Source organism: Bradyrhizobium sp. USDA 336 (assembly GCF_044908355.1).
Lineage (GTDB): Bacteria > Pseudomonadota > Alphaproteobacteria > Rhizobiales > Xanthobacteraceae > Bradyrhizobium > Bradyrhizobium yuanmingense.
Genome location: NZ_JBIYDC010000002.1, coordinates 7,275,568 through 7,296,905, shown reverse-complemented (window position 1 = coordinate 7,296,905; position 21,338 = coordinate 7,275,568). Strand labels below are relative to the sequence as shown.

Here is a 21,338-nt window from a genome sequence, read left to right as displayed (position 1 = left end):
ATGCTGCCCCGTTGCAAAGCGACATCCGATCAATAAGGCCCCGCCAAGCAACCATCTAATATTGCGATGAAACATTCTAGATTATAGATGCCTCGGTAAGGCAATGCTTTGGGTGCTGAGCTTTGTTCTGCACCACCGTGGCGCCCGCTGCATTCGAAGATCCTGCGGATCTTCGCTTGATTGTCTTGCAGGCGCCGCATGTTCTCGCTTTTTCTATCGGTATGATGACCGACCGCGACTTTGCAAGAATGCCCGTCCTCGAGGCCCCCTTCGTGAGCGCGCTCGCTATGTGCACCGGACTCAGTCACTTTTGACGACAGGCTGCCGTGGAGCGTCAAACATCGGGAGCATCAACGTTCACGAAATCACTCAGTTGGGGTATCGCAGTGCGTCTCTTACCGGTAGGTGAGGTGGGGCGCGCCTGTCGTGATGACTCGCGCGCGATCAGCTTCATCAATGCCAGTTCGATCCGTGCTAGCCTCGAGGTCTGCGGCCATCTCCGGCGAGAAAGATCAGGGACGACACGCTCCGCGCCAGCATGGAGGACGACCGCAGCCCCGGCGTTCCGACCTAAGTCATCACCGTCCTGCCGTTAGCAACAGGAGTGCAGCCCGCGAGCGCCAAGAGCTGCTTCCTTCGGCCATCCCGGCTGGTCGTTTTGGATCGACCCAGGAAGACTGATGCTATCAATTTTCATGCGTCGGTGCCTGGGATCTATCGCTACTTTGACCGGAAACGCGCCGGGGCTCGGAGATGGGAAGGAGGGGCCGATACGACGGAGCGCGGAAATTGCCCTGCGCCTACAGGTCACACCAAAGGCTTGTGCGGCGATATGTTCGTAAGGCGCGACCAACGTTGTCGTGCATTGTGTGGCGCATCGGCTGCAAACGTCAACGCCCCGTTTTTCTTTTCCGAACTGAGGCGCCCGTGCGCCATTCTTTGCCGCCGCGGGTTCTATGCGCCCGAATCGTTTGTGGCCCAGCCAAGTCTGGTTGGCAGTTCAACGTTTCGCGGCCGTACAGCCTTCTAATGTTGAGTTTGGCCACTACCCGTGTGTTGCGGATGCCTGGATCGGAGTCGCACGCCCGGCTCTTTTTTTTTGCGACCAGCGCCCGGCGCACCCACGCGACGCCTCGCATCAGCAGTCCTAACAGAGGACAATGAGCTTCACGCCACCCCGGCCCGGACACAAGCCTGACGGCTGCGGCCAGACTCAGCTGTTCGGATCCAGCTAGCATCTTGACGAGCATTTCAAGGAGATCCACTCGGAGCCGATGCAAGCTGGCCCAGGCATACTTCTCCACGCCGCTCAAGCTCACCGATAGCAGCGCTTCCGCCGCGCTGCTTCTCCCCGGACCTTCACACGGCCCTGCCGTGGAGCGGATAGTGACGATGGCCGTATCTCACAAACTCTGCTCCGCAATGAACAACAGCTCGCGGGGGTAGTCGGAAAGGAACCCGCGTTTTCTTCAAGCAATGAGTCTGGTCAGCTGTTCGACAGCTAAGCCTTCTAGCATGGCAGCATCTTTATCCGGACAGCAGGCCGACTTGATGGCCCAAACTCTGGAACAGAAGAATGACTTGGATCGGCAGTCAGTCCGACCCGTACGCCCTCAACACACCGATCGGTTCGAGAACCGGAGCCGGTGCGCTTTTATCGACATTGCGGGCGTCTCGGTTCTGATCCTTATCGGATCAACTTCGTACGAATGATAGTGACAAGGCTACCAAAGGGAGACCGACATGGACCCATTTGAGGACGTCAACCGATCCGAGGCTCGGATGAATTACCTCGAGCCGCAACAAGAAGAGACAGCGCAAGGAGACTTTGAGCAGCGGCTTAGAGAGTCTCAGCCAATCCTCGCAGCATTGGCTTCACCCGGGGCTGGATCGAGCCGGACGGTAACGGACGGTAACAAGAAAGCGCGAGCTATCCCGGAGAATGAAAGGTGCACGGCTGCATCCTTTGTCAGAACACGCGCTCAACTTGCCGCAACGCTGGCGTGCGCTAACATTGCGGAACTCAGAAGAGAAATCGAACTCGCTGCGCAAAGATCAGCAAGATGGTCACGAGCGAGTGGATCAGTCGACCGCGTCGATAGTGGCCGCGTTTACGACGACGTGGTGGGATCGTCATACGTGGAGCTGGAGCGCTTTCAAAACCACGCCAGCCATTGCAAGCCACATGCGTTGGACCGCCAAAGCGCGATGGCCCATTTGCGTTCCATGGCCGCTTTGCGTTACGAGGCCGCCCCCTGGAATATCTGGGGAGGCCAACGACTTGATCTGGGTCGCGCAGCGGCAGAGCACATGAGGGGAGATACCAGTTCTTCGCCTTTTGTGTCGTTGTCCGAGGAGGCCTCACAACTGCTCCTTTCGCCGGACGATGACAACGAGTATGGCGCCAAAGCAATTGCGGAAAACGCGAATGAGTTGCACACCTACACGGTGCCGAGGGTCACAACTTGGACGGCGGAAGACATCGTCAGTATTCTCGAGGACGGGACTGAGAATGATGAACCCGCTCTGGCATGGGTGAGTGATACCCCAACTGAGGAGCGTGAGGTACTATTTCTGGGCGGGAACCTAGATGACTATCGAACCGCTAGCGCATCTAATCCATACAAAAAGTCAGGAACAAACGACTGAGTGGTACAGGCGTCGGAAAGGGTGATTTGCATTTTCCGACGCTCGGAAAACTCAAAGGTAGCGTTTCACGCTACGAATGATACTCCGGTCCAACTGCGCCGCGGACTGGCCGCGTACCGCGCTTGGAAACATGAGAGTTTCAGCCCGAACCTGTATCGTCTCTAAAAGTTCGCCGCACTTATCCTCTGGTTGTAACGGCCCTTGCCGATCATTGCTCATTCTAGCTTTCCGCCTGGCCAGGTCAGGTTTTGCGAAGCTAAGATGAGTAGCAATAGAACGCGGTAGCCATGCCCGCCGACCACAGCATGGATCGATACAACGCGATCAGCCCAACCGATGGCCGCGCTCCCCTCTTCCGTTGGGTGCAATCTGGCTGAAAGAGGTGCTTGTCGGCACCGCGGGCAACTGCTCAAGCTGCCGAAACCACAGATCGTTTGCTCAGAGAGCTTAGATCTGCGCCCGAACGCAGTTTACGAGCGGTGAGCAAACCCATAGCGGCGAGCCCAGATGATCTTAAGCGGATGGCTCAATCACCTTGTGGCTGCATTCGGCAGCACTGAGATTTCAGGTAAAAGGATCCCAAAAGAGGCGGATGAAAGATACGAGCGCATCCTCGGGGTCCAGGCTCGCGTGTCATCATCGCGAGCCCGCGGCTGCATCGACTTGGAAATAATTCTTACGATGATCGTAGACAGCGTGAGGACGTCCTTGGCGAGCTCATCTGAAGCGCTCAACTGAGAGCCTTGGCTCCACCCCACACGACGACTGCCTGAACCGCCGATCTTCCAATCCCTGAGATTTGAATGGAGATCGGCGGCCATCATGAGTTACCTGAGCATCAAGTCCGTGCAACTTGATCCTCGTCCGTCGAAACGACCGTCAGAAACACTCTGATCGTTCCTGACGATCGAAAGGCTCCGCATCCGTGCGAAGGTGCCCGCACGATTAAAGGATCAAGTCTTTGAAGGGCCCTCTGCTCTGTGCTCTTCGTTACCAGATGAACTTTGCGCCATCCGGCAGTTCGCAGATGAATTCGCCCTGGTTCACCAGTTCGGTGGTCCCGACAACAAGTTTCGAGGCTCGCACCGTCAGCTTGCCTTCGCGGCTAAGGCTGTGGCGGATGTACTCGGTCACCGCGTGTCCGGAGCTGTCAACGGTTTGATGAGCATTGGCGAAGCTGATGCCGTTCTGGACGGTCACCCTGAAGGCATTGATGACCAGACCGGCCTGCGTCGCCGACGCAGGCTTGCCACCCTCCGCGGTGGTACAGCGGCTCATGTCCAGTATCAGCTTTACATTCTTCCCCGCCTGGAGGGCACTGAGCACCTCGGTGTATTTCGGCGAGGGCTCATCGGCGCTCGCCGGCGCGCTCACGCTCGCGGCCAAAAGCAAGGACAACAGGATCATTAGTGCTCGGCCAGTAAACTTCATATGCTCTTCTCCCTCGATAAGTACCGCAGATTGCGCATTTAAAGACGTCGTGCTCGCAAGCTGTTTGTCTGATTCCAGACACAACGCGCGCTCGCGTCTGTACAAAAGCAGCCTGTCGCAACGAGGCGCAAGTCGCTGTGATAGCTATTCCGACATCACAACCTCGTAGGTCAGGTTTGCTGAAGTGGCTTAGCTTCGCGCGCGTCGACTACAACGATCTGCACAGGGTCGCCCTCCGCTTGGAAACAACAAAACGGAAGCCGGTTGCGCTTCTCCGTCGCAGTCCGCACGGGCGAGATAATGCAGTTCTCACATCTGCATAAGGAGACGATCTCCGAAAGAAATTCGACCAGCCGCAAGCGCCAGTTCGTCCGTCTTGCTGTGCAAGGGCCGTCTCCCCAGATGAAGCGTCCGCAATGAGGTGGTGGAGCGAACCCGACGCGGGGTCCGAAAAAGCTCACTCAGGGGACCCGATCTCGGCCTGATCGAACAGCAATGCCGGAAGGCACAAGGCAGCACCGTGTATGATCCCTCGCTTCGCGCGGCTTCCGTCCATCTGACCATTCGCCTCGCTGACTGAATCTATTCGACTCATTCCAAAGCTAAATCACCTCCTTCCTGGTCCGTCAGCTTCTCGAAAGCTGCACCTGCAACAATCTACGCCGACCGCCTGCACTTCGAAGGGAGAGAGAGATGAATGTTGATCCAGCAAATGCCGCAGACACTCCCTTTGAGGTTTACAACCCGCTAGAGGAGCCGCGCCGGGTCCACGGGCCACAGGACGAGCTTAACACCCAGATCGGCGCACCGGCGCCCAATTCAGACGATCAAGCAAGCTTCGAGCAGCAGCTGAATGACTTGAATCCAGACGACGTCGATTCGGTCTACCCAACCTCGGCTTCAGTCCCCATAGCGGCAAATTCCGCCGCCGCCAGCTCCTCGTCTGCGCCAGGCGCGGCGGCCTCGGAAAGCAGTCGCTATCCAGCCCCATCATTTGTCAGCGCGCGCGCCCAGCTTGCGGCAACGCTAATGGGCGCCACGCTTCAAGAGCTCAAGAACGAGATCGCCCTCGCCGAAAAGCAATCAGCGCGATGGGCGCTAGCGAGGGACAACGGTGTCGACCGGGATCGCATTTTCGACAATATAGCGGCATCGACATATCTCAAGCTGCATCGTTTCCAGAACCAGGACAGCGATTGCAAACCGCGCACGGAAGACACCACATCTGCAATATCACACGTCCGTAACACGGCGCGAGATCATTCTTCCATTGGAGATCCTCTGGAGCGATATCCCCTGGACCTGGCACGCCAGGCTGGATGGCATATGCGCGGTAAGACCGCTTCTCCATTCGTGTCGTTGGTCGAAGACCCTTCGAAACTCAGCGTCTCCCGAGACCACTGGGCGAGAGCGATTGCAAACAATGCCGACAAGCTGCATACCTACGTCGTGCCGAAGTCTGCGGTCTGGACGCCCGACGACGTACTGAGCAGTATTGGCCTTGCAATGAATGTGGAGGATAGCGACAACATCGATGCGGATGTGGATTTGATGTGTTCGCTTGGCAGAACGCCAACTAGTGAGACAGAGCGCTTGTTCCTGGGCGGCAATTTGGAAAGCTATCGAGTCGCCAGTAAAGACAATCCCTTCAAGCGGAAGACTGGAGAGTAACGATCAGTCAACTGGCGACTGCGCCATGCTCGTAGGTCCCTTAATGCTGACTAGATGACCACCGGAAGGAAGGGTCGTCCCAGCGAGCCCGCTTCAGGAACAACGATAATGGCTTGGCCACAGGCTCTGATACCTATCCCTTGACCCGCGCGAGGGACGGAGGGGCGCCCACATCCCAAAGAGGTACCCGATAGTGTGGCGGAGGACGCACTCGTGCCATTGTTTGTTCTTGCCCGGCCTCGTTCGGGTGCTGCGGCCTCCTCGCATCGACCCAGCCGCCGCCGACACATTTGGAAGAAAGTTCAGATGAGGTGAGCCACTAAAGCCGCGCATCGATCGTTTCCGCAGCTCGACCTGCCATTGATGGTGCGATCAATCGCAAGAGCTCGAACGCGATCGCATCAAAGACCAACTCAATAGAGTCTCGCTCACGCGGCAAGCCGTGCCGTCGCACAATTGTCTATTCGCTACCTGGATGCGTTCCATCAAAAGAATCGATTTTGCCGATCTTGCCTAAAAGCTCCATAGTCGATCGTGATGTATGGAGGCAGCATTCAAGAATGTCGTTTCGCAATTCTTCCAGTCCCTTGCCGATCAAATCAGCTTGCGAGCTCCGGCGCCTGCATCCCATAGGTTAGCTCCTGCGCCTCGCATAGAAGCATCACGGGGCGCCACTGTCTCCCTGCTGAATTCGCACGCACAAGGTCGACCGCTCGACAGCGACGTCACACTTAAAGGGCCAGCAAAGACGACCGCCTTCACACACTGCCATCGCCTTTGGCTCAAGCTACGCTTTGATTGGACCGACGAAATGCTCACGACATTAAGGAGAGGGACGCGCGCTACGCGCAACTCGATAGTTTGGTTAGGACGTGTCGTCGTGGCTAAAGACTCCTTGCGAGTTCGAGAGCACCGCTACGGACCAGCGGTCAAAAGCACTTGAACCTCACCTAGCGTCAGATTGTAGGATTTCTGACAGTCGCGACACCGACCCCGCTCGCGTGAACTCTTCCTGACAGGTAGCAAGAATTGCGAACGTCTCAAAAGAACAATGCTCCGCTGCGCCGCCCAATCATGCTGCTGAATAGCTCCTCTCCAGGGCCAGCGTCCCACACCGCCTATGTGGAGATCGAAGGACGCAGCGCCGATCCTATCCCAAGCGAATCAAGATGCGCCGTCCGAGAAGAACGCTGGCGGCCGCTATCTCGGCCTTGCGGGGCACACTCCAACTCCGAAATCGAGATCCGATCATGGCGCTGTGCACTCCGTGAGGCGAAGTGGTTCTGGTGTAGGCACTGGGATCTATGCGCGATCGCAAAACTGTGGAGCTCGGTCCTGCAATCGCTCGCAGCTTTCGCTGGGCTACGACATGTGCAGGGACCTCGGGCGCGTCAGAACTTCAGCAGGGTTGACACCTTGCGTGCGAACAATTGCGAGCGAGAGGGTGCTCTTCCGGCCGCGATGGGCATTGATCGTTTCGGCGTGCATCTCGGCCTGTGAAGCCAGTGGCCAGATGCCTCGCGTGATGTGTCCTTGAATACCGGAAAGACTTGCACTGTCGTGACTTCACGACACGACAGGCTCGACAGCCCAGCAAGACTGGCCGCAGACCAAGACGAATTGGGGAGTTTCCATGTCGGTTTCGCTCATCTGTTCAGCCACAAATCCGATCGTCTCCCGCGCTTGGGTTTCGCTTGCGCGGCTCGGCGCTATTCGTACTGCGGGGGCCGGGTCAGTGCGTGCAAGAACGGCCGTGATCGGCCCACGGACGCGTCAGCGGGCTGCCGCGGCTGTCACCCTCTTAAACAAAATCAGATCTGGCATGAGGGGCATGTTGAGCGGCGCCCACGCCGTAAGCAGGCCGCAGCGGTCCGTGGTCCATCCGCCAACAATCGACCCGCAGATATTGATCGCCAGTCAACATGCTCCGCCCTTTCGTTTCGGGCTGTCCAAACTCACGCCAGTCCAGCCTCCTCTCAGTTCCATCGAGCCCCATGCTCAATCGTGACGCGCTCAGATCTTCGTGGATGGACGAGAGGCAATGAAATGCGAATTCTCCTGGTTGATCACCATGCGGACTTTGCCCGCCACGTGAAGGAAGTGCTGTTAGGTTGCGGCTTCGCCGTTGACGTAACACGCACGCTGGATGAGGCGGCGGCCGCGCTCGATTGCGCGAACTACCACATGGTCCTGCTCGAATCGACTTTGCCCGATGGAGACGGATTGGACTGGCTGAAGCAGTTGCGGCGCGAGGGACGGTCAATGCCCACCATGATGATGAGCAGTCTCAATGATCTCGGCCGGCGGATTGCGATTTTTAATGCGGGCGCGGATGATTTTCTGCCTAAGCCCGTGGCTACCGACGAACTCATTGCTCGCATGCGAGCGATTCTGCGACGGTCAACGCAAATGACGGCGCCGGTCGTGACATTCGGGAATCTGCATTTCGATCCGATCGCGCGACAAGTCTCGGTTGGTGGTCGACTCCTCAGAATTGCGCGCCGTGAAGTGTGCATTCTTGAACATCTGCTCAATCGCGCGGGGCGTACCGTGCCGCGCGCATCGCTCGAAGATAGCTTGTATACATTTGACGACGAGGTCTCGACCAATGCGCTGGAAGTCGGGATCTATCGCTTGCGCACGCATTTGAGCCAGGCGGGTGCAACGCTCAGGATCAAGACCGCGCGCGGTGTCGGTTACACCCTTGAACTCATTGGCGCAGCCTCGGCTGCCTAGCCGATCGAACTTGAAAGCGACACTCCCTTGAACATCGTTAACAATGCCGCCGGCGCTGACGAGCCGTCCATGGTGGCAGGCCGCTCGCACTGTGCCACTTTTCGCCGCCTCTGGTACACCCTGTGCGCAGTCGCTCTGTTATTTCCGTTTGCTGCCACAGCTCAGACAAAGCGAGATGGCACAGCAGAACAGCCACGCGCGGCGTCTGGCAGCACCACCGGCACGCTCAGCCTTACTTCCTCACAGGGCAAGACAGTTCATCTGACCGGACCGGCTGCGAGCATTTTTGTCGCCGACCCGGCGATTGCGGACTATCAGGCGCCCTCAAACACCACGATCTTCGTCTTTGGCAAAAAGGCGGGACGGACCAGCCTGTTCGCCCTGAACGACAAGGGAGAGGCTCTGGCTGAGCTGCGTATTGTCGTTACCCAACCGATCGAGGATCTGCGGGCCGCGCTAAGGGCTGAGGTCGGCGACTATCCGATACAGGTCAGCTATACTCCCCGGGGCGCGATTCTTAGCGGGACCGCGCCCACTGCCGATGTCGTCGAGAACGCCAGGAAGGTCACTGAGCAGTTTCTTGGGGCGGGCGCGCTGGTTGCCAACAAGATCCAGGTGGCTGGCTCGTTGCAGGTGAATCTCAGCGTACGGGTGGCAGAAGTCTCCCGCAGCGCCGTCAAGGATCTCAATATCAACTTCACCGCCTCCGGCCCAAACGGCGCTTTCCTTATTACGGGAAAAGGGGGCGGGTCCGGCGCGGCCGGCGGCGGCGGCACGATCGGAATCGGGTTTAGTGCCGGCAATACCAATCTCAGCGCTGTTCTCGACGCTCTCGCGAGCGAGCACCTCGCCTCTATCCTGGCTGAGCCGAATCTGACGGCGATGTCCGGCGAAGCCGCAAGCTTTCTCGCCGGCGGGGAATTTCCCATTCCGGTCATGCAGGACAATCGACAGGTTTCCGTCCAATTCCGGCAGTTCGGCGTCAGCCTGGAATTCGTCCCAACTGTGCTTAGCAACAATCAGATCAATATACGTGTGAAGCCCGAAGTCAGTGAACTGTCGAGCCAAGGCGAAGTCAAAATCAATGGCATGGCGGTCCCTGCACTCTCGACGCGGCGCGCGAGCACCGTTGTGGAGCTTGCCAGCGGTCAGAGCTTTGCAATCGGCGGCCTCATCAGGCGCAACTTCAACACTGATATCGGCGAGTTTCCCTGGCTCGGCGATGTGCCGATCCTCGGTGCGCTGTTTCGCTCTTCATCGTTTCAAAAACGTGAAACCGAGCTGGTCATTATTGTCACGCCGTACATCGTGCGGCCGGCATCGAACCCGAACAAGATGAGTGCGCCGAGCGATCGCATCTCACCGCCCTCAGACGCGGGGCGCATTTTGACGAACACGGTGGCCCGGCCTCCGCGAGACCGCGATGCTCCTCGCACCAGCGCACCAGGATTGACCGGCAGTGCCGGCTTTATCATCGAATGAGGATCGTCATATGACCTTGCGACATTTGTGTCACTTGATCGCTATAGGAGCAACATTGGGTGGCTGTGCAAATAGTGCCTCGATCCATCTCGGGCCGGCTGAACAAGCAATACAGGTCGAGCAGAAGAAACGTATCTTGTTCCTGCGGAGCCTGCGTGGCTCCGAAAAGCGTCAACTGCGGAGCTTTATCGCGAACGCCAGTGGCGGCCGGCGGGATGCGCTCCATGTGGATGCCACCGGCTCACCCAGGCTCCTTGCCCAAGTGGCGCACGAGGCCCGCGCCATGGGCGTTTCACCTTATAACATCCGCCTGTCCGCTTCCCCCGTCGATTTACCGCCCCATTTCGGCGTGAGGATCGAGGCGATCACCTTTGATGCCCATCCTCCGATCTGTCCGTCGCTTTTGATCGTCGGACCAGCCGTGAACGACAATTCGTTCGAACCCACGCTTGGTTGCTCGACCAAAAACAATCTGGCAGTTATGGTAAACGATCCGCTCGACTTGCTGGATAATCGGTCTGTCATCACAAGTAATGGCGATCGCGCCGCCATTCCTCTGGCCAACTACGGTACCTTCGCCCCGCGTAACAAGAGCAACAGAGAAGATGGGGCAGGTACGGCAGCCCCGAACGCGGCGGGAACGACAGAACCGAATGTGCAGCCGCTCCGATAGCGATTTTTGGCGAATGTCCGGAAATCACAATCGCTGCTGCCATGTGGCTAGCAAGGAGAGGCGGCTCGATCGTGACACACAAACCCGCGCTATGTTTCGGGAGCGGTGACGATCAAGCGCAACGTGCTGCACAGCTTTCAGCGAGAACGGATGGCGGATCTTGTTCACCCGCACCAATGGATTTCGTCCAGAAATTCCACGTGGCGTGCGCGTGCTCAACAAGGCCGCCATCACCACCCTGAGCGCTTCGACAGTTAAACCGTGACCGGACGTGCCTAAGCGAGATCGAGGGCGGAAGACCGAGCCTACGATCTATGGGGCGTCTCCAAGAGGGTGACTTAGGCGTGGCGACCACGTCGGTCGTTTGGCTCCGCGCCGTTATGGCTATGGAGCACCCATTTGTGGCTCCAGTTCAGTAACGCGCTCGGCAGCAGGTCTGCATCATCGTCGTCCTATCCGATCAATGCAATGCCCTCTTGCGCGAGTACCACAGTTGCCCCGCGCTGGACGCTATGTAGGAGGCACATCGGATTAAGCGAACAATAACATGGTTTGTCCTGGGTGCCTGAATGCACGCGGCTTCAGGCGCGCGTTCCTGGGAATGCTGGTCAGGAACGCGCAAGAGTGCGCTCAATTCTGGTGCCGCCCATACCGATATCTCGTTGGTTCAAGGAGCGAGCGCCCCGTCGCCGCCTCACGCCCGACCTCCGAGTAATCGAAAGCCCCCGGATGGCCCGGTCCTCACGATCATAGCGCCGTGAAGGGACCGAGATCTGAAGATCAAGACGATCGCGAACGCTGTGGCGCATCACACCACCATTTCAGCTCAACACTTCAGTTGAAGACGCTGTTTTTCATCCGGCGCTTTCTTTTGCCTGCTCGAGCGATGCTACAGCGCACGCCGGCCATCATTCACATGTCATTCTACCTTTCCGCCGGGCCCCGTCAGATTTTGGAAAGCTAACGTGAGTAGCGAAATAACGAAAAAGCGATGCCAGCGGACTGACCATGGACCGATTCAACACGATCAACCCAGCCGATAGAGAGTCCACTGCGTCAGATGGCAGCGTGGAACAGCCGCAACAGCCGCATGTTGCGTTTGAGCAGCACCTGGCAGGCGCGCGAGAGGCGGGCCCCGTATATCCTCACGCGGCATTGTATGATGTCACTGACGAAGACGATCGCCTCATCCAGGCGGCATCGGCCGCTGCTCTCGATCGAGGGCCACCGCCGAGTAAAACCACCGTCGAAATTTATGATCGTCGGCTTCGCAAATTGGCCGACGCACTGAAGAAGTCTGGCAAATCAATCTCTGGGCTGGATGACGATACGTTGGCCGGTTACGCTAAGAAGCTGCTGCCAGGCGATAAGGTCATCGCCCCAGCATTGTCAATGGTCAGTCAGTACCGCGATCCTGACGCCGACGCTGGCCCCATCTCAACACATTATCGTCCTTCCAGGGAAGATGAGAGGCTCATCAGGAAGGCCGCCAACGCGGGTTTTGGTCGACGGATCGGCAAGAGAACGGCCGAGAGCTATGCGAGCCATCTGCGGAAGTTGGCGGTAGCGCTCCGACCCTTGTCCATGGCCGAGCTCAGTGATGATAGACTGCTTGGCCACGCAGATAAGTTGTTTCCAAAGGACAAGACGCTCGTCGCCGCCTTGAACGGCCTTCGGGATTATCGCGCGACTACCCTGCAGAACAATTTAGGCGGGGAAGGAGGCAGCTCGCGTCAGGTCATTCAGCCGTCCGCGCCCTCGCCCATGCCCCCGGCCGATGGGCACGCGATGGGGAGCGTCGCGGATGGGGGCGGCTCATTGCCGCCCGGGTTCGATGTTCCGCAGGTCAGGCATGCATTGGGTTTAGCGGCCCATTCTCCTATACAAAGTGTCGCCCAGGACGAGCTTTTCGATGCAGCGGATCGCGAGAACCTCGTGCCAGCGTCGACCTTCGATGCACCGGTGCCTTGGCCAACGATGAGTCCAACCATCCCCTCCCCGGTGCAAGGTATCGCTCAGGAAGAGCTCTTCGATGCCGCGGATCGCGAGAACCTCTTGCCCACCCCGGCCTTCGATGCACCGGCGCCTTGGCCAATGATGAATCTAACAATCCCCTCGCCCGTGCAAAGTGTCTCTCAGGAAGAGCTTTTCGATGCCGCGGATCGCGAGAACCTCTTGTTGGTCCCACCCTTCAAGCCGGTGCCTTGGCCAACGATGAGTCTAACCATCCCCTCGCCGGTTCAAAGTGTCGCTCAGGAAGAGCTTTTCGATGCCGCGGATCGCGAGAACCTCTTGCCGGCCCCGGCCTTCGATGCACCGGGGCCTTGGCCAACGATGACTCCAACCATCCCCTCGCCGGTGCAAGGTATCGCTCAGGAAGCACTTTTCGATGCCGCGACTTGGCAGCCGAGCTCGCGGCAGCCGAATTCCGCCTCTGAAGATCACCCTAGACGGATGATGGACCAAGGCGCTGCGGCCCAGACCACGCTTGAGCAGACGTTCGCGGCAGCCGGCGACGCCTTTGATGCGTCTTTGAGCGTTCCCGAGGATTTCTCGCACGGCACCCAGGCCGCGCCCAATATGATGCACACGCTTCGCCGCTGGGGCCTCCTGCCGGATGCAGCACAGCGGATAAAGACCTACGACATTCGCGGTGAACGCTATATCGCCGTCTTGGGACCGGGAGGGCTCAATGATGTTCGGCTCGTCCATCTGCGGTCGCCCGCTGTCGGCGATACGTTTGATGTTTCCTTCGCCGTTCCCGAGAATTTTTCCCATCGCACCCAGCTGGCCCCCGACATGATGCTGTCCACCTTGGGGGATTGGGACTTCTTGCCTGTTGCGAAACATCCAATCATGAACTACGAAATCGGCGGCGAACGCTACACCGCTATCTTGGGACCGGAAGGCCCCAAGGATGTTCAGCTCATTCATCACCCTCGGCCCGCTTCGCCGGGTGAAGCTACGCCTTCGGCACCGAGGACTTCCTCGGATATTTACGGCGGTCTTCCCGCCGGCTTTGATTCGCCGGCACCTTTCGAATGGCGTGAGGACCCTCCCTCGGCACTGGCACAAAGCCTTTCCCTGCCGTCTGCCGCACCGGCTTCAGGCCATCAACCCTTCCCCCAAGTGCCTGAACTGGGAGAGTTGTTGGGCGACGACTGGACGCACGGCCCCCAAGAGGCTTCGCCTGCCGTGATCGACATATTGCAGATCCTTGGCCTTCTGCCGAGCCGCGACGTCCCAATGACCATGTTTTTGATCCACGGTCAGCGCTACACGGCCGAAAGCCTAGCGGGAGGCGGCGTTCTTCTGTTCCATCGGCCATAATTTGGCTGAACGAGCGGCTCGTCGGCACCACAGGCCCGCTGAGAGCGTGCTCCAGATGGGAGCCGTCCTAGTTGATGATCAGCAGTACCGAGTCATCCGAGTGGCAGCCCCTCTAGCTGCCGTACAAGTCGACGTCCTCGAGGGTGCAGGCGCGGAAAGCAACTCGAAATCGGCGAACAAGTTGTTGCGCTTGGCGCCGCAGCTGATCCAGTGATCCGGTCGGCGAGCCGTGGCCCAGAGGCTATCTGGGCGAGCCTGTCGGCCCGTCGCGCAAGATCCCAGCGTCCGTTGGGCGCACTCTGCAGATCGCAGCGTCAGGACAGGATGATCTAGACTAGCCCCGCCGCATAGAGTGCTTTTGCGACCGACTCGAAATATTGCGAGGGAACCGGGTTGCCGAGCTTTGCTTGGCCGAGCAGCTGACGCGTCAGGACATCGTCATCCACAATGTTGAGGCGCAGCGCGCGCGCCTCACCAAGCAGCTGTGAAGCAGCTTCGCCCTCGCCACGGCAGACCAAGACCGGCACGCCGGTCTCGCCGCGAACATAGCGCAGCCCAATCAACGTTGCCGATCCCCGCAATATCAACGTGGCCCGACTGATGCCGAGCGGAGCCTCGTTGGCCGACTCTTGTCGCAGACGCCGGTGCTCACGCTTCACCTGCGGATTGCCCTGCTGTTCCTTGTTCTCCCGCTTGGCCTCGGTTTCAGTCATGCGCATGTCCTGCATAAATAGCCAGCGCTGGATTAGGAGGTCAGCCAATCCGCCGACCAGAAAAGCTCCAGCGGCAATCCCAGTCAGCAATTTAACCTCGGTGAAAACGAAGCCAAAACAGCTCATCCCGCAGACTGGCAGGTACACCAGCGCTTTCCAGCTGGCGGTCACCGTGAGAAAGAAAGTCGCACTAAGCAAAACCACTTTAGCCAGTGTCTTGCCAAGCTCGATGGCCGAACGTTTCGAGGCGATGCGTTTCAAGCCTTTGATTGGATCCAGTTTCTCGAGCTTCGGCTTGAGCGGCTCCGAAGCAAACATAAAGCCGCCATTGGCCAGGACATTGGCGAGAAGAGCTGCTGTGACGGCAGCAGCGAGCAACGGAGCGACGGTGGCAATCGAAAGTTCTAGCAAGCCGCTGAGCGCTTGTGGCACTGCGTTTGTGAACGGCTGCTCCTGCAATTTATCGACCAGTTGGACCGTCTCTTGCCACTTGTCCTTGATCGCACCCGCTCGCCACCACAGGCAGCCGAAACCGGCACAGGCGCTGACGCCGCTCACCAGATCCGAGCTGCGGGCGCTCTGCCCCTTCTTGCGGGCATCACGCAGCTTCTTGGGCGTCGGAGGAAGCTTTTTCTCCTCACTTGTAGAGCTCATTTCAACAGCTTCTTCAGATACTCAAGCATGTTGTTCGAGGTCAGGATTTCAGCTCCGGCGTATTCAAGCAGATAGACGGCGTAGCTAACCATGATGACCCCGAATGCAAGATTCTTGATCATTGGGGAGAGATCGTTCAGCTTGAGCTGAGATGCAAAACGGCCGAGTATCATGACTGAGACATCGACCAGCAGCAGCAGGGCCAGCACCGGCCCGGCAACTAACAAGGTCGTCATCATGATGCGATCGAGAAGGGCCAGACATTCCATTGCACCCTGCGCTGTCACGGCAGGCAGAAACTGATAGACAGGCCACACTAGGTAGCTGCCATAAAGGCCGCTCACCATGGTCTGCAGCCCGCCGACGAGTACGAAGATCGTAACTGCCGTAACGCCGAGAAAAAGCCCGGTCCCGGACGCTTGGCTGTGCGTCGCGGGATCCTCCCCCGCAACTTGGCTCGAAATTCCTCGTTGGGTATCGATGATGTCGCCGACTGCCTGTATGCTCCATAGTGGAATACTAAGCAGGATGCCGAGCATAAGACCGACGAACACCTCCTTCAGGCCAAGCATGGTAACGCTGACTAGGCGCGTGTTCGGGTCCAGGGTCTGCAGACCTAGCTTAATCTGAGCGAGGCACGGTAGGCCGATCGCAATCGTAAGGCTTCCCCGAACCAGACCGCTGATGCGCGGCCGGGTGAAGACCGGAAGCACCAGCATGATGCCGAGGGCGCGGGCCGCACTCAGGCCGGTTGCGGCGACGAGCTCGATCGTGCCCTGAACGAGAGCTTGCGCCTCCGCGGGTGACAGGCCAGCCATCCAAGCTCTGCTAATATCTTGCGGTGAGTGCTGGAAACTCGCTGAAGATGTGCTCGGCCTGGTCGATCAGTGGAGCACTGAGCACGGGAGAAAACCCGGCGAGCACGGCGACGACAACCAGAAGCTTGACTGTCAGTGGCAAGGTTTGATCCTGGAGCTGAGTTGCCGCCTGGATGAGGCCAATGATCAGTCCAGAGATGAGAGCTGCGAGCAGCGGCGGCAGAACCCAGATCATGAAGAGCACGAGCGATTGACTCAGGTGCGTAAGGATACTGGCTTCGTTCATGGTCAACCTCCTGGGGTCGTGTAGCTTAATACCAGCCCGTGCATGAGACGTGACCAGCCGTCGATCGTGACGAACAAAAAGAGCTTGAAGGGGACAGATATCACCGTGGGGGATACCATCGACATACCCATGGCCATCAAAATCGTCGTTACAATGAGATCGATCGTGATGAAGGGAAGATAGAGAAGAAAACCGATTTCGAATCCACGCTTGAGTTCGGAGATTAAAAACGACGGCACGAGAATCGCAAAATCATCTGCCGTGACGCTGCCGCGCATGTCCTCAGACCAGACGTGTTCCGTTGAGGACAGGAAGAAGCGGCGTTGCTCTTCATTCGTGAATTTCTTCAGATGAGCTCGGAGCGGCTCCTGTCCCTCCTTGGCGGCAGTCACCCAGTCATCGAAACTTTGGTAGCGAAGTTGCGGATCGGTAAGGCGGTTATAGGTCTGCTCGAAGACCGGAGCGCTGATGAAGACGGTCAGGATCAGTGCCGCTCCGTAGAGGACGATGTTCGGCGGTATCGATTGAGTCCCCAGCGCATTGCGCACGAGGAAGAGAACAACCGAGACCTTGATAAAGGCGGTCGTTGTCACGACAGCAAAGGCCAGCAGGCCAAGGCCGACGGTAATCGCAAGAAGCGCAAGGATGCTGGGTTGAACCTCAGTCATTAAGCGCCAACCTGCCGCGCAGCCTGACGGCCAGCTCGTCCCCGATCCGCACGATGTCGCCCCGGCCGATACGTTGGCCGTTGGCAAGGATATCAACCGGCCCATCCAGAGGCCGGCCAAGTTCGAACACGTGGCCTTCGTTGAGGGTTCGCAAGGTCCCCAAGGGCATCGGCCAGCGGCCACATTCGAATATGAGTGTGATCTCGATGCTGTCGATATCCGCCTCTGACGGAGGCTGCTGTTGCACCTGGTTTTGGGGCATCATATCTTCACTTGTTAGGGGGTGGGATCGCAAGCGGAATGGTCCTCGCAGCACCAGCCTGTCGCCGCCAATCTCTGCAGGGGCCCACAATCGGTCTGCAGCGAGAATAATCTGTCCTCGCGCGAGTGGAATTACGTCCGGGAGCAGCGCGTCGCCTTGCTCTGCTCGGCGAAGAACGCCCATCGCGACGCGAAGCGAACCGACTTGGCCTGCAACGATGACCGGGAGTTCGGAAGGCAGCTTGGCCGTCTGTCGCGGTAATCGGCCGAGCAGCTCGCCGAGGGCGGTGAAGGCCGGCGGAACGGGACCGTCAAGCGGTGAGAATAGAAGCAGCCGCGCCTTGCTGGCGAGCTCACCAAAGGCGACGTCAAATTCAAGATAAGGCCTCGTATTCGGCGCTTCCTCGGTGCGAACAAGCTGCAGATTGCGCTGCGTCATTCTTTCCAGCGGAGCAAGCAAGGGTTCCAGCGCAAGTTCCAGGACCAGCGAACGCGTCGGCTCAGAAGGTAAGGTAAGGCCATCCTGCACGGTCCCAATCAGCGCTTCCGCAAGCGCAACTGGCAAGGACAGGATCAGGGTTTCACCATTTACTTCGAAGACGCAATCAAGCATCGACGTCGCAGCCGGCTCCGCCTGCCAGACGGTTCGGCTCACGCGCACAGATAGCGGCTTCTCGCCGAGGAGGGTTTGCAGAGGCGCACGCAACGCTGCGATCTCGTTAAGCCACGAGGTCACGGCGTGCGAGAGGATCAGCGTCGGCGTGAAGGCTGCGCGTTCAGCCGGCCGATATGGCGCGGATGCGGCTTCCGCGTCGCAGGCCCCTAGCTCGCGCGGGAGAGGATCTGCAATCATGTTGGCTCACCTCCCGTCTGCCCTGATCGGCCTCGCCGGTAGCGGAGCAAGACTTCATCATCGGCTTCGATTTCGGCGGCAGCCTCGAAATGTGCATTCGTGATGCGCCGAACGTCGTAATCGATCTCACGCCATTTCTGGCTCGCCGCTGAACGCTTGGTCCAAACGGCTCGGGCCTCAAGAGCCGCAGCCTCAGCTTGCTCTTGGGCAGCACGGGCCTTGTCAAGAACGCACTGCGCCGCTGTGATCTCGTCTGTGAGTCGCCCGATGATGAGATGATAGCGTCGCTGCAGTTCGCATACAGATATCGCATCGGCCGCTAGCATCTCCCGATAGAGCTCCGCCTCGACCTTTGCGCGGCGCTCTTCGGCATGTGCAAGATGCTCGCACGCTTGTTGGACAGCTTGAATCGCGAGGTGGCGCTTGGCTTCCATGTTGGACAATTCACGAAGGGCGCTTCGTTCCCGCATGTCCTTTACCAGCCGCAGCTTTGAGGCGTGAACGGGACTTAGGCCGTCAGACGCGATATCCATGCGACCGTCTCCTCAAAGCTGCACGCCTCACCCTGCCCCTGGCGCAAAAAGGCCCGCAGCTGCTCGATCGAGGCGATTGCTCGATCGGTCAACGGATCAGAACCTTGCTTGTATTCACCGACCTTGATCAAAAACTCGGCCTCAGCGTAGCGTGAGAGCAGATCACGGAAGAAGGATGCCGCCTTGCGATGCGGCACCGACACGATCGCATCCATGACACGGCTGCGGCTAGACAGCACATCGATAGCCGGAAAATGCTCTCGAGAGGCCAGCGCGCGGGACAGAATAATGTGGCCATCAAGGATGCCGCGTGATTCTTCCGCTATTGGATCGCCCGTGCCATCACCCTCGACAAGCACCGTATAGAAGGCCGTAATGGAGCCATGCTCGCCCATGCCGGCGCGCTCCAACAAGCCCGGCAACAGCGCAAAAACGGAGGGCGGAAATCCGCGCCGGGTCGGCGGCTCTCCTGCGGCGAGGCCGATTTCACGCATGGCGCGGCTAAAGCGCGTCAAAGAATCCATCATCAAAACGACGCGAAGGCCCTGATCACGAAAATATTCCGCCAGTGCTGTCGCCATGTGGGCGCATTGGGCCCGCTCCATCGCCGAACGGTCGGAGGTCTCCACCACAACGACGGAACGGTGAAGGGCTTCGCCAAGATGACGTTCGATGAATTCACGCACCTCTCGACCGCGCTCACCGATCAGCGCAACGATGGTGACGTCGGCCGCCGCGCCTCTTACAATTTGCGACATCAGCGTCGACTTGCCGCAACCCGCATCACCATAGATTCCGATCCGCTGACCTTCTCCACATGTCAGAAGGCCATCCAGGACACGAACGCCTAGCGGGAACGGCTGTTCAATTCCGCGCCGTTTCATCGGATTGGGCGCCCTGCCGCGCAGCGGTCTGGCTTCGCCGGCTTTTATCGGGCCCTTGCCGTCGAGCGGTCGGCCAAAACTGTCGATGACGCGGCCGAGCAAACCGGGGCCGACAGCCACTTCCTGCATTCGCCCGGTCGTCACCACCTCCGCACGATTGGACAGCCCCACCATGTCCCCGATGGGCGTGAGTAACACCCCGTCCGGCAACAGGCCGATCACCTCCGCCTCGAGCGACCATCCGCTACGAGGATCCTGCAATAGGCATAGCTCTCCGACCCGGGCCTCCGGCAAGACGGCGTGCAGCAGCGTGCCCACCGCCCGCGTGATCCGGCCGCGGACGGCGCGTGTATCGATGTGCCTGGCGGAAGATCTCAAGGACGAGAGTGCGGCCTCTACACTTCCTTCTGCGGCCTCGGCATCATGGGTCGCTCGTTGCCCGGTCACGATTCAGCTTCCTCTGACAAGCCAAACCCGAGACGCAGCGCGCGCAGCTGCGCGGCAAGTCCAAGATCGACATTGCCAAACTCGCTCCACAAGACACATTGGTCCGCACTCAGGGCCGGATCCGCCTCAATCCTGACCTTCGGCCGGCCCTCAAGTCCGTCATAGTCCTTGAACTCACTGGCTAGCAGGTCGGCCTTCAGTGGGGAGACGTGGAGGCAAACCTCCGTGTTCTTATATCTTTGCTCGATGGCATGACGAACGCCGTGGACCAGCAGCTCACCCGGGTCAAACGCGCCAAGCAGATCGCGAACGATCTCGAAGACCAGTTGCGGCAATTCCCGCTCCAGAGCTGCCTTGCGCTGGGCCAGTTCACAAGTCGCCTGCGCAATCAGCCGCGCCATTTCCTCTGCGCCAGCCTTTGCACCCTCGGCGCGGCCCCGCGCCCTTTCCCGCTCATAAGCCTGGCGTGCCCACCCGCGCACCCGCTGCAGATGCCGCTCGGCAGCGGCTCGCGCCCGTACGGCATCGTGCCAGATCTCAAGCTGCGCAGCTGGGATCAGCGGTCCAAGTGGCCGAATCTGCGGGGCCGCGGGTGATGCGGGATCATCGGCCATCATGCTCCGGCAGCCTCTGCACGCAAATGCGCCACGACGAGGGAAAGCAGCGGGCCTGCTGCGCTACGGTGTTCAGCAGTCGGACTCTCGGCGGCCGTCCCAACAGGCAAGCGTAGAAGCACGCGGATACGACCAACCGATGAAGTCTCTTCGAGCCAGGCGCCGAGACAAGCGTGCCCGTCATATTCGATCTGTCGCGACAATTGCTCTGGATCGACGATCGGGGTCGTTGCGACGGCACTGGATAAATGCCGGACTGCGAAAGCATGCGATTCTGCACCGATCAACTCCACCAATATCGGCAGATCGTGCCTGGAAACCAGCTTGAGGATAGAGCGTGCATGCCAGATGCTGCCCGCGAGCAGCGCAGCCCGCCGCGGCTCATGCCCCAGGAGAGCATCTTCGTTCCAGTCGGCGCAGCTCACCTCGACCTTGCCGCCCAGCAGCAGTTCGGCGAGCCTTGGCTGCAGCCTGGAACTCTGCTGTAGCCGAGCCAACGTGGAAGGCGAAAGCAGCGGGTCAAGAAGCCCAGCAAAACGACCGGGATCGACCGAGGCAGCGAGCTCGCGCAGCCGATCGGCTGGGAGCGTGAACGAACGATTGGGTTTTGTGGATGACATTGATGCCGACATGAG

At 59.1% G+C, this 21,338-nt stretch carries 16 protein-coding genes; 6 read left to right on the top strand and 10 right to left on the bottom strand.

The features are described 5' to 3' along the window. Positions 1–1,743 precede the first annotated feature (1,743 nt). Positions 1,744–2,649 (top strand): hypothetical protein, encoded by a 906-nt coding sequence (locus tag ABIA45_RS35175; protein WP_036043235.1) that lies wholly within the window; start codon positions 1,744–1,746, stop codon positions 2,647–2,649. A gap of 990 nt (positions 2,650–3,639) precedes the next feature. Here the strand turns inward: ABIA45_RS35175 and ABIA45_RS35170 are convergent. Then, the gene (locus tag ABIA45_RS35170; RefSeq protein ID WP_225157469.1) at positions 3,640–4,056 is read right to left on the bottom strand and encodes a VirK family protein; all 417 of its coding nucleotides are present in this window, start codon (positions 4,054–4,056) and stop codon (positions 3,640–3,642) included. 717 nt (positions 4,057–4,773) lie between these two features. Here ABIA45_RS35170 and ABIA45_RS35165 point away from each other — a divergent pair. The 5 genes from ABIA45_RS35165 to ABIA45_RS35145 all read left to right on the top strand — a co-directional run bounded on the left by ABIA45_RS35165 (position 4,774) and on the right by ABIA45_RS35145 (position 13,972). Continuing rightward, a complete protein-coding gene (locus ABIA45_RS35165) occupies positions 4,774–5,751 on the top strand; it encodes a hypothetical protein (RefSeq protein WP_244431449.1) in 978 nt (325 codons plus the stop codon). Positions 5,752–7,797: 2,046 nt separating this feature from the next. Next, complete coding sequence (locus ABIA45_RS35160) at positions 7,798–8,487, top strand: response regulator transcription factor (RefSeq protein WP_036014804.1); 690 nt, start codon at positions 7,798–7,800, stop codon at positions 8,485–8,487. Between the two features lie 27 nt (positions 8,488–8,514). Beyond that, on the top strand, positions 8,515–9,969 hold the full coding sequence (locus tag ABIA45_RS35155; RefSeq protein WP_036014812.1) for a type II and III secretion system protein family protein: 1,455 nt from the start codon (positions 8,515–8,517) through the stop codon (positions 9,967–9,969). 10 nt (positions 9,970–9,979) lie between these two features. Further along, a complete protein-coding gene (locus tag ABIA45_RS35150) occupies positions 9,980–10,642 on the top strand; it encodes a CpaD family pilus assembly lipoprotein (RefSeq protein ID WP_036014814.1) in 663 nt (220 codons plus the stop codon). Between the two features lie 1,008 nt (positions 10,643–11,650). Continuing rightward, positions 11,651–13,972 carry a hypothetical protein gene (locus ABIA45_RS35145; protein ID WP_225124631.1) on the top strand — a complete coding sequence of 774 codons (2,322 nt, stop codon included), beginning with the start codon at positions 11,651–11,653 and terminating at the stop codon, positions 13,970–13,972. Between the two features lie 329 nt (positions 13,973–14,301). On the opposite strand, the gene ABIA45_RS35140 is transcribed toward ABIA45_RS35145, so the two are convergent. The 9 genes from ABIA45_RS35140 to ABIA45_RS35100 are packed head-to-tail and all read right to left on the bottom strand — an operon-like array spanning position 14,302 to position 21,335. Beyond that, positions 14,302–15,339: an EscU/YscU/HrcU family type III secretion system export apparatus switch protein gene (locus ABIA45_RS35140; RefSeq protein ID WP_036014818.1), complete on the bottom strand. Its 1,038-nt coding sequence runs from the start codon at positions 15,337–15,339 to the stop codon at positions 14,302–14,304. Then, positions 15,336–16,157: a type III secretion system export apparatus subunit SctT gene (gene sctT, locus ABIA45_RS35135; protein WP_036014821.1), complete on the bottom strand. Its 822-nt coding sequence runs from the start codon at positions 16,155–16,157 to the stop codon at positions 15,336–15,338. Before sctT ends, ABIA45_RS35140 begins: the two co-directional genes overlap by 4 nt. 10 nt (positions 16,158–16,167) lie before the next feature. After that, complete coding sequence (locus tag ABIA45_RS35130; protein ID WP_036014823.1) at positions 16,168–16,443, bottom strand: EscS/YscS/HrcS family type III secretion system export apparatus protein; 276 nt, start codon at positions 16,441–16,443, stop codon at positions 16,168–16,170. 2 nt (positions 16,444–16,445) lie between these two features. Next, complete coding sequence (gene sctR / locus ABIA45_RS35125) at positions 16,446–17,111, bottom strand: type III secretion system export apparatus subunit SctR (protein WP_036014825.1); 666 nt, start codon at positions 17,109–17,111, stop codon at positions 16,446–16,448. After that, positions 17,104–18,225 (bottom strand): type III secretion system cytoplasmic ring protein SctQ, encoded by a 1,122-nt coding sequence (gene sctQ, locus ABIA45_RS35120; protein ID WP_036014828.1) that lies wholly within the window; start codon positions 18,223–18,225, stop codon positions 17,104–17,106. The genes sctR and sctQ overlap by 8 nt, the downstream gene beginning before the upstream one ends. Then, entirely contained in the window at positions 18,222–18,758 is a 537-nt protein-coding gene (locus tag ABIA45_RS35115; protein ID WP_036014830.1) for a hypothetical protein, read from the bottom strand. The genes sctQ and ABIA45_RS35115 overlap by 4 nt, the downstream gene beginning before the upstream one ends. After that, positions 18,734–20,089, bottom strand: coding sequence for a type III secretion system ATPase SctN (gene sctN / locus ABIA45_RS35110; RefSeq protein ID WP_036014832.1), 1,356 nt, complete (start codon positions 20,087–20,089; stop codon positions 18,734–18,736). Before sctN ends, ABIA45_RS35115 begins: the two co-directional genes overlap by 25 nt. Continuing rightward, on the bottom strand, positions 20,086–20,706 hold the full coding sequence (gene sctL / locus ABIA45_RS35105; protein ID WP_036014835.1) for a type III secretion system stator protein SctL: 621 nt from the start codon (positions 20,704–20,706) through the stop codon (positions 20,086–20,088). The genes sctN and sctL overlap by 4 nt, the downstream gene beginning before the upstream one ends. Further along, a complete protein-coding gene (locus ABIA45_RS35100; protein WP_036014837.1) occupies positions 20,703–21,335 on the bottom strand; it encodes a hypothetical protein in 633 nt (210 codons plus the stop codon). Before ABIA45_RS35100 ends, sctL begins: the two co-directional genes overlap by 4 nt. Between the last annotated feature and the right edge of the window lie 3 nt (positions 21,336–21,338).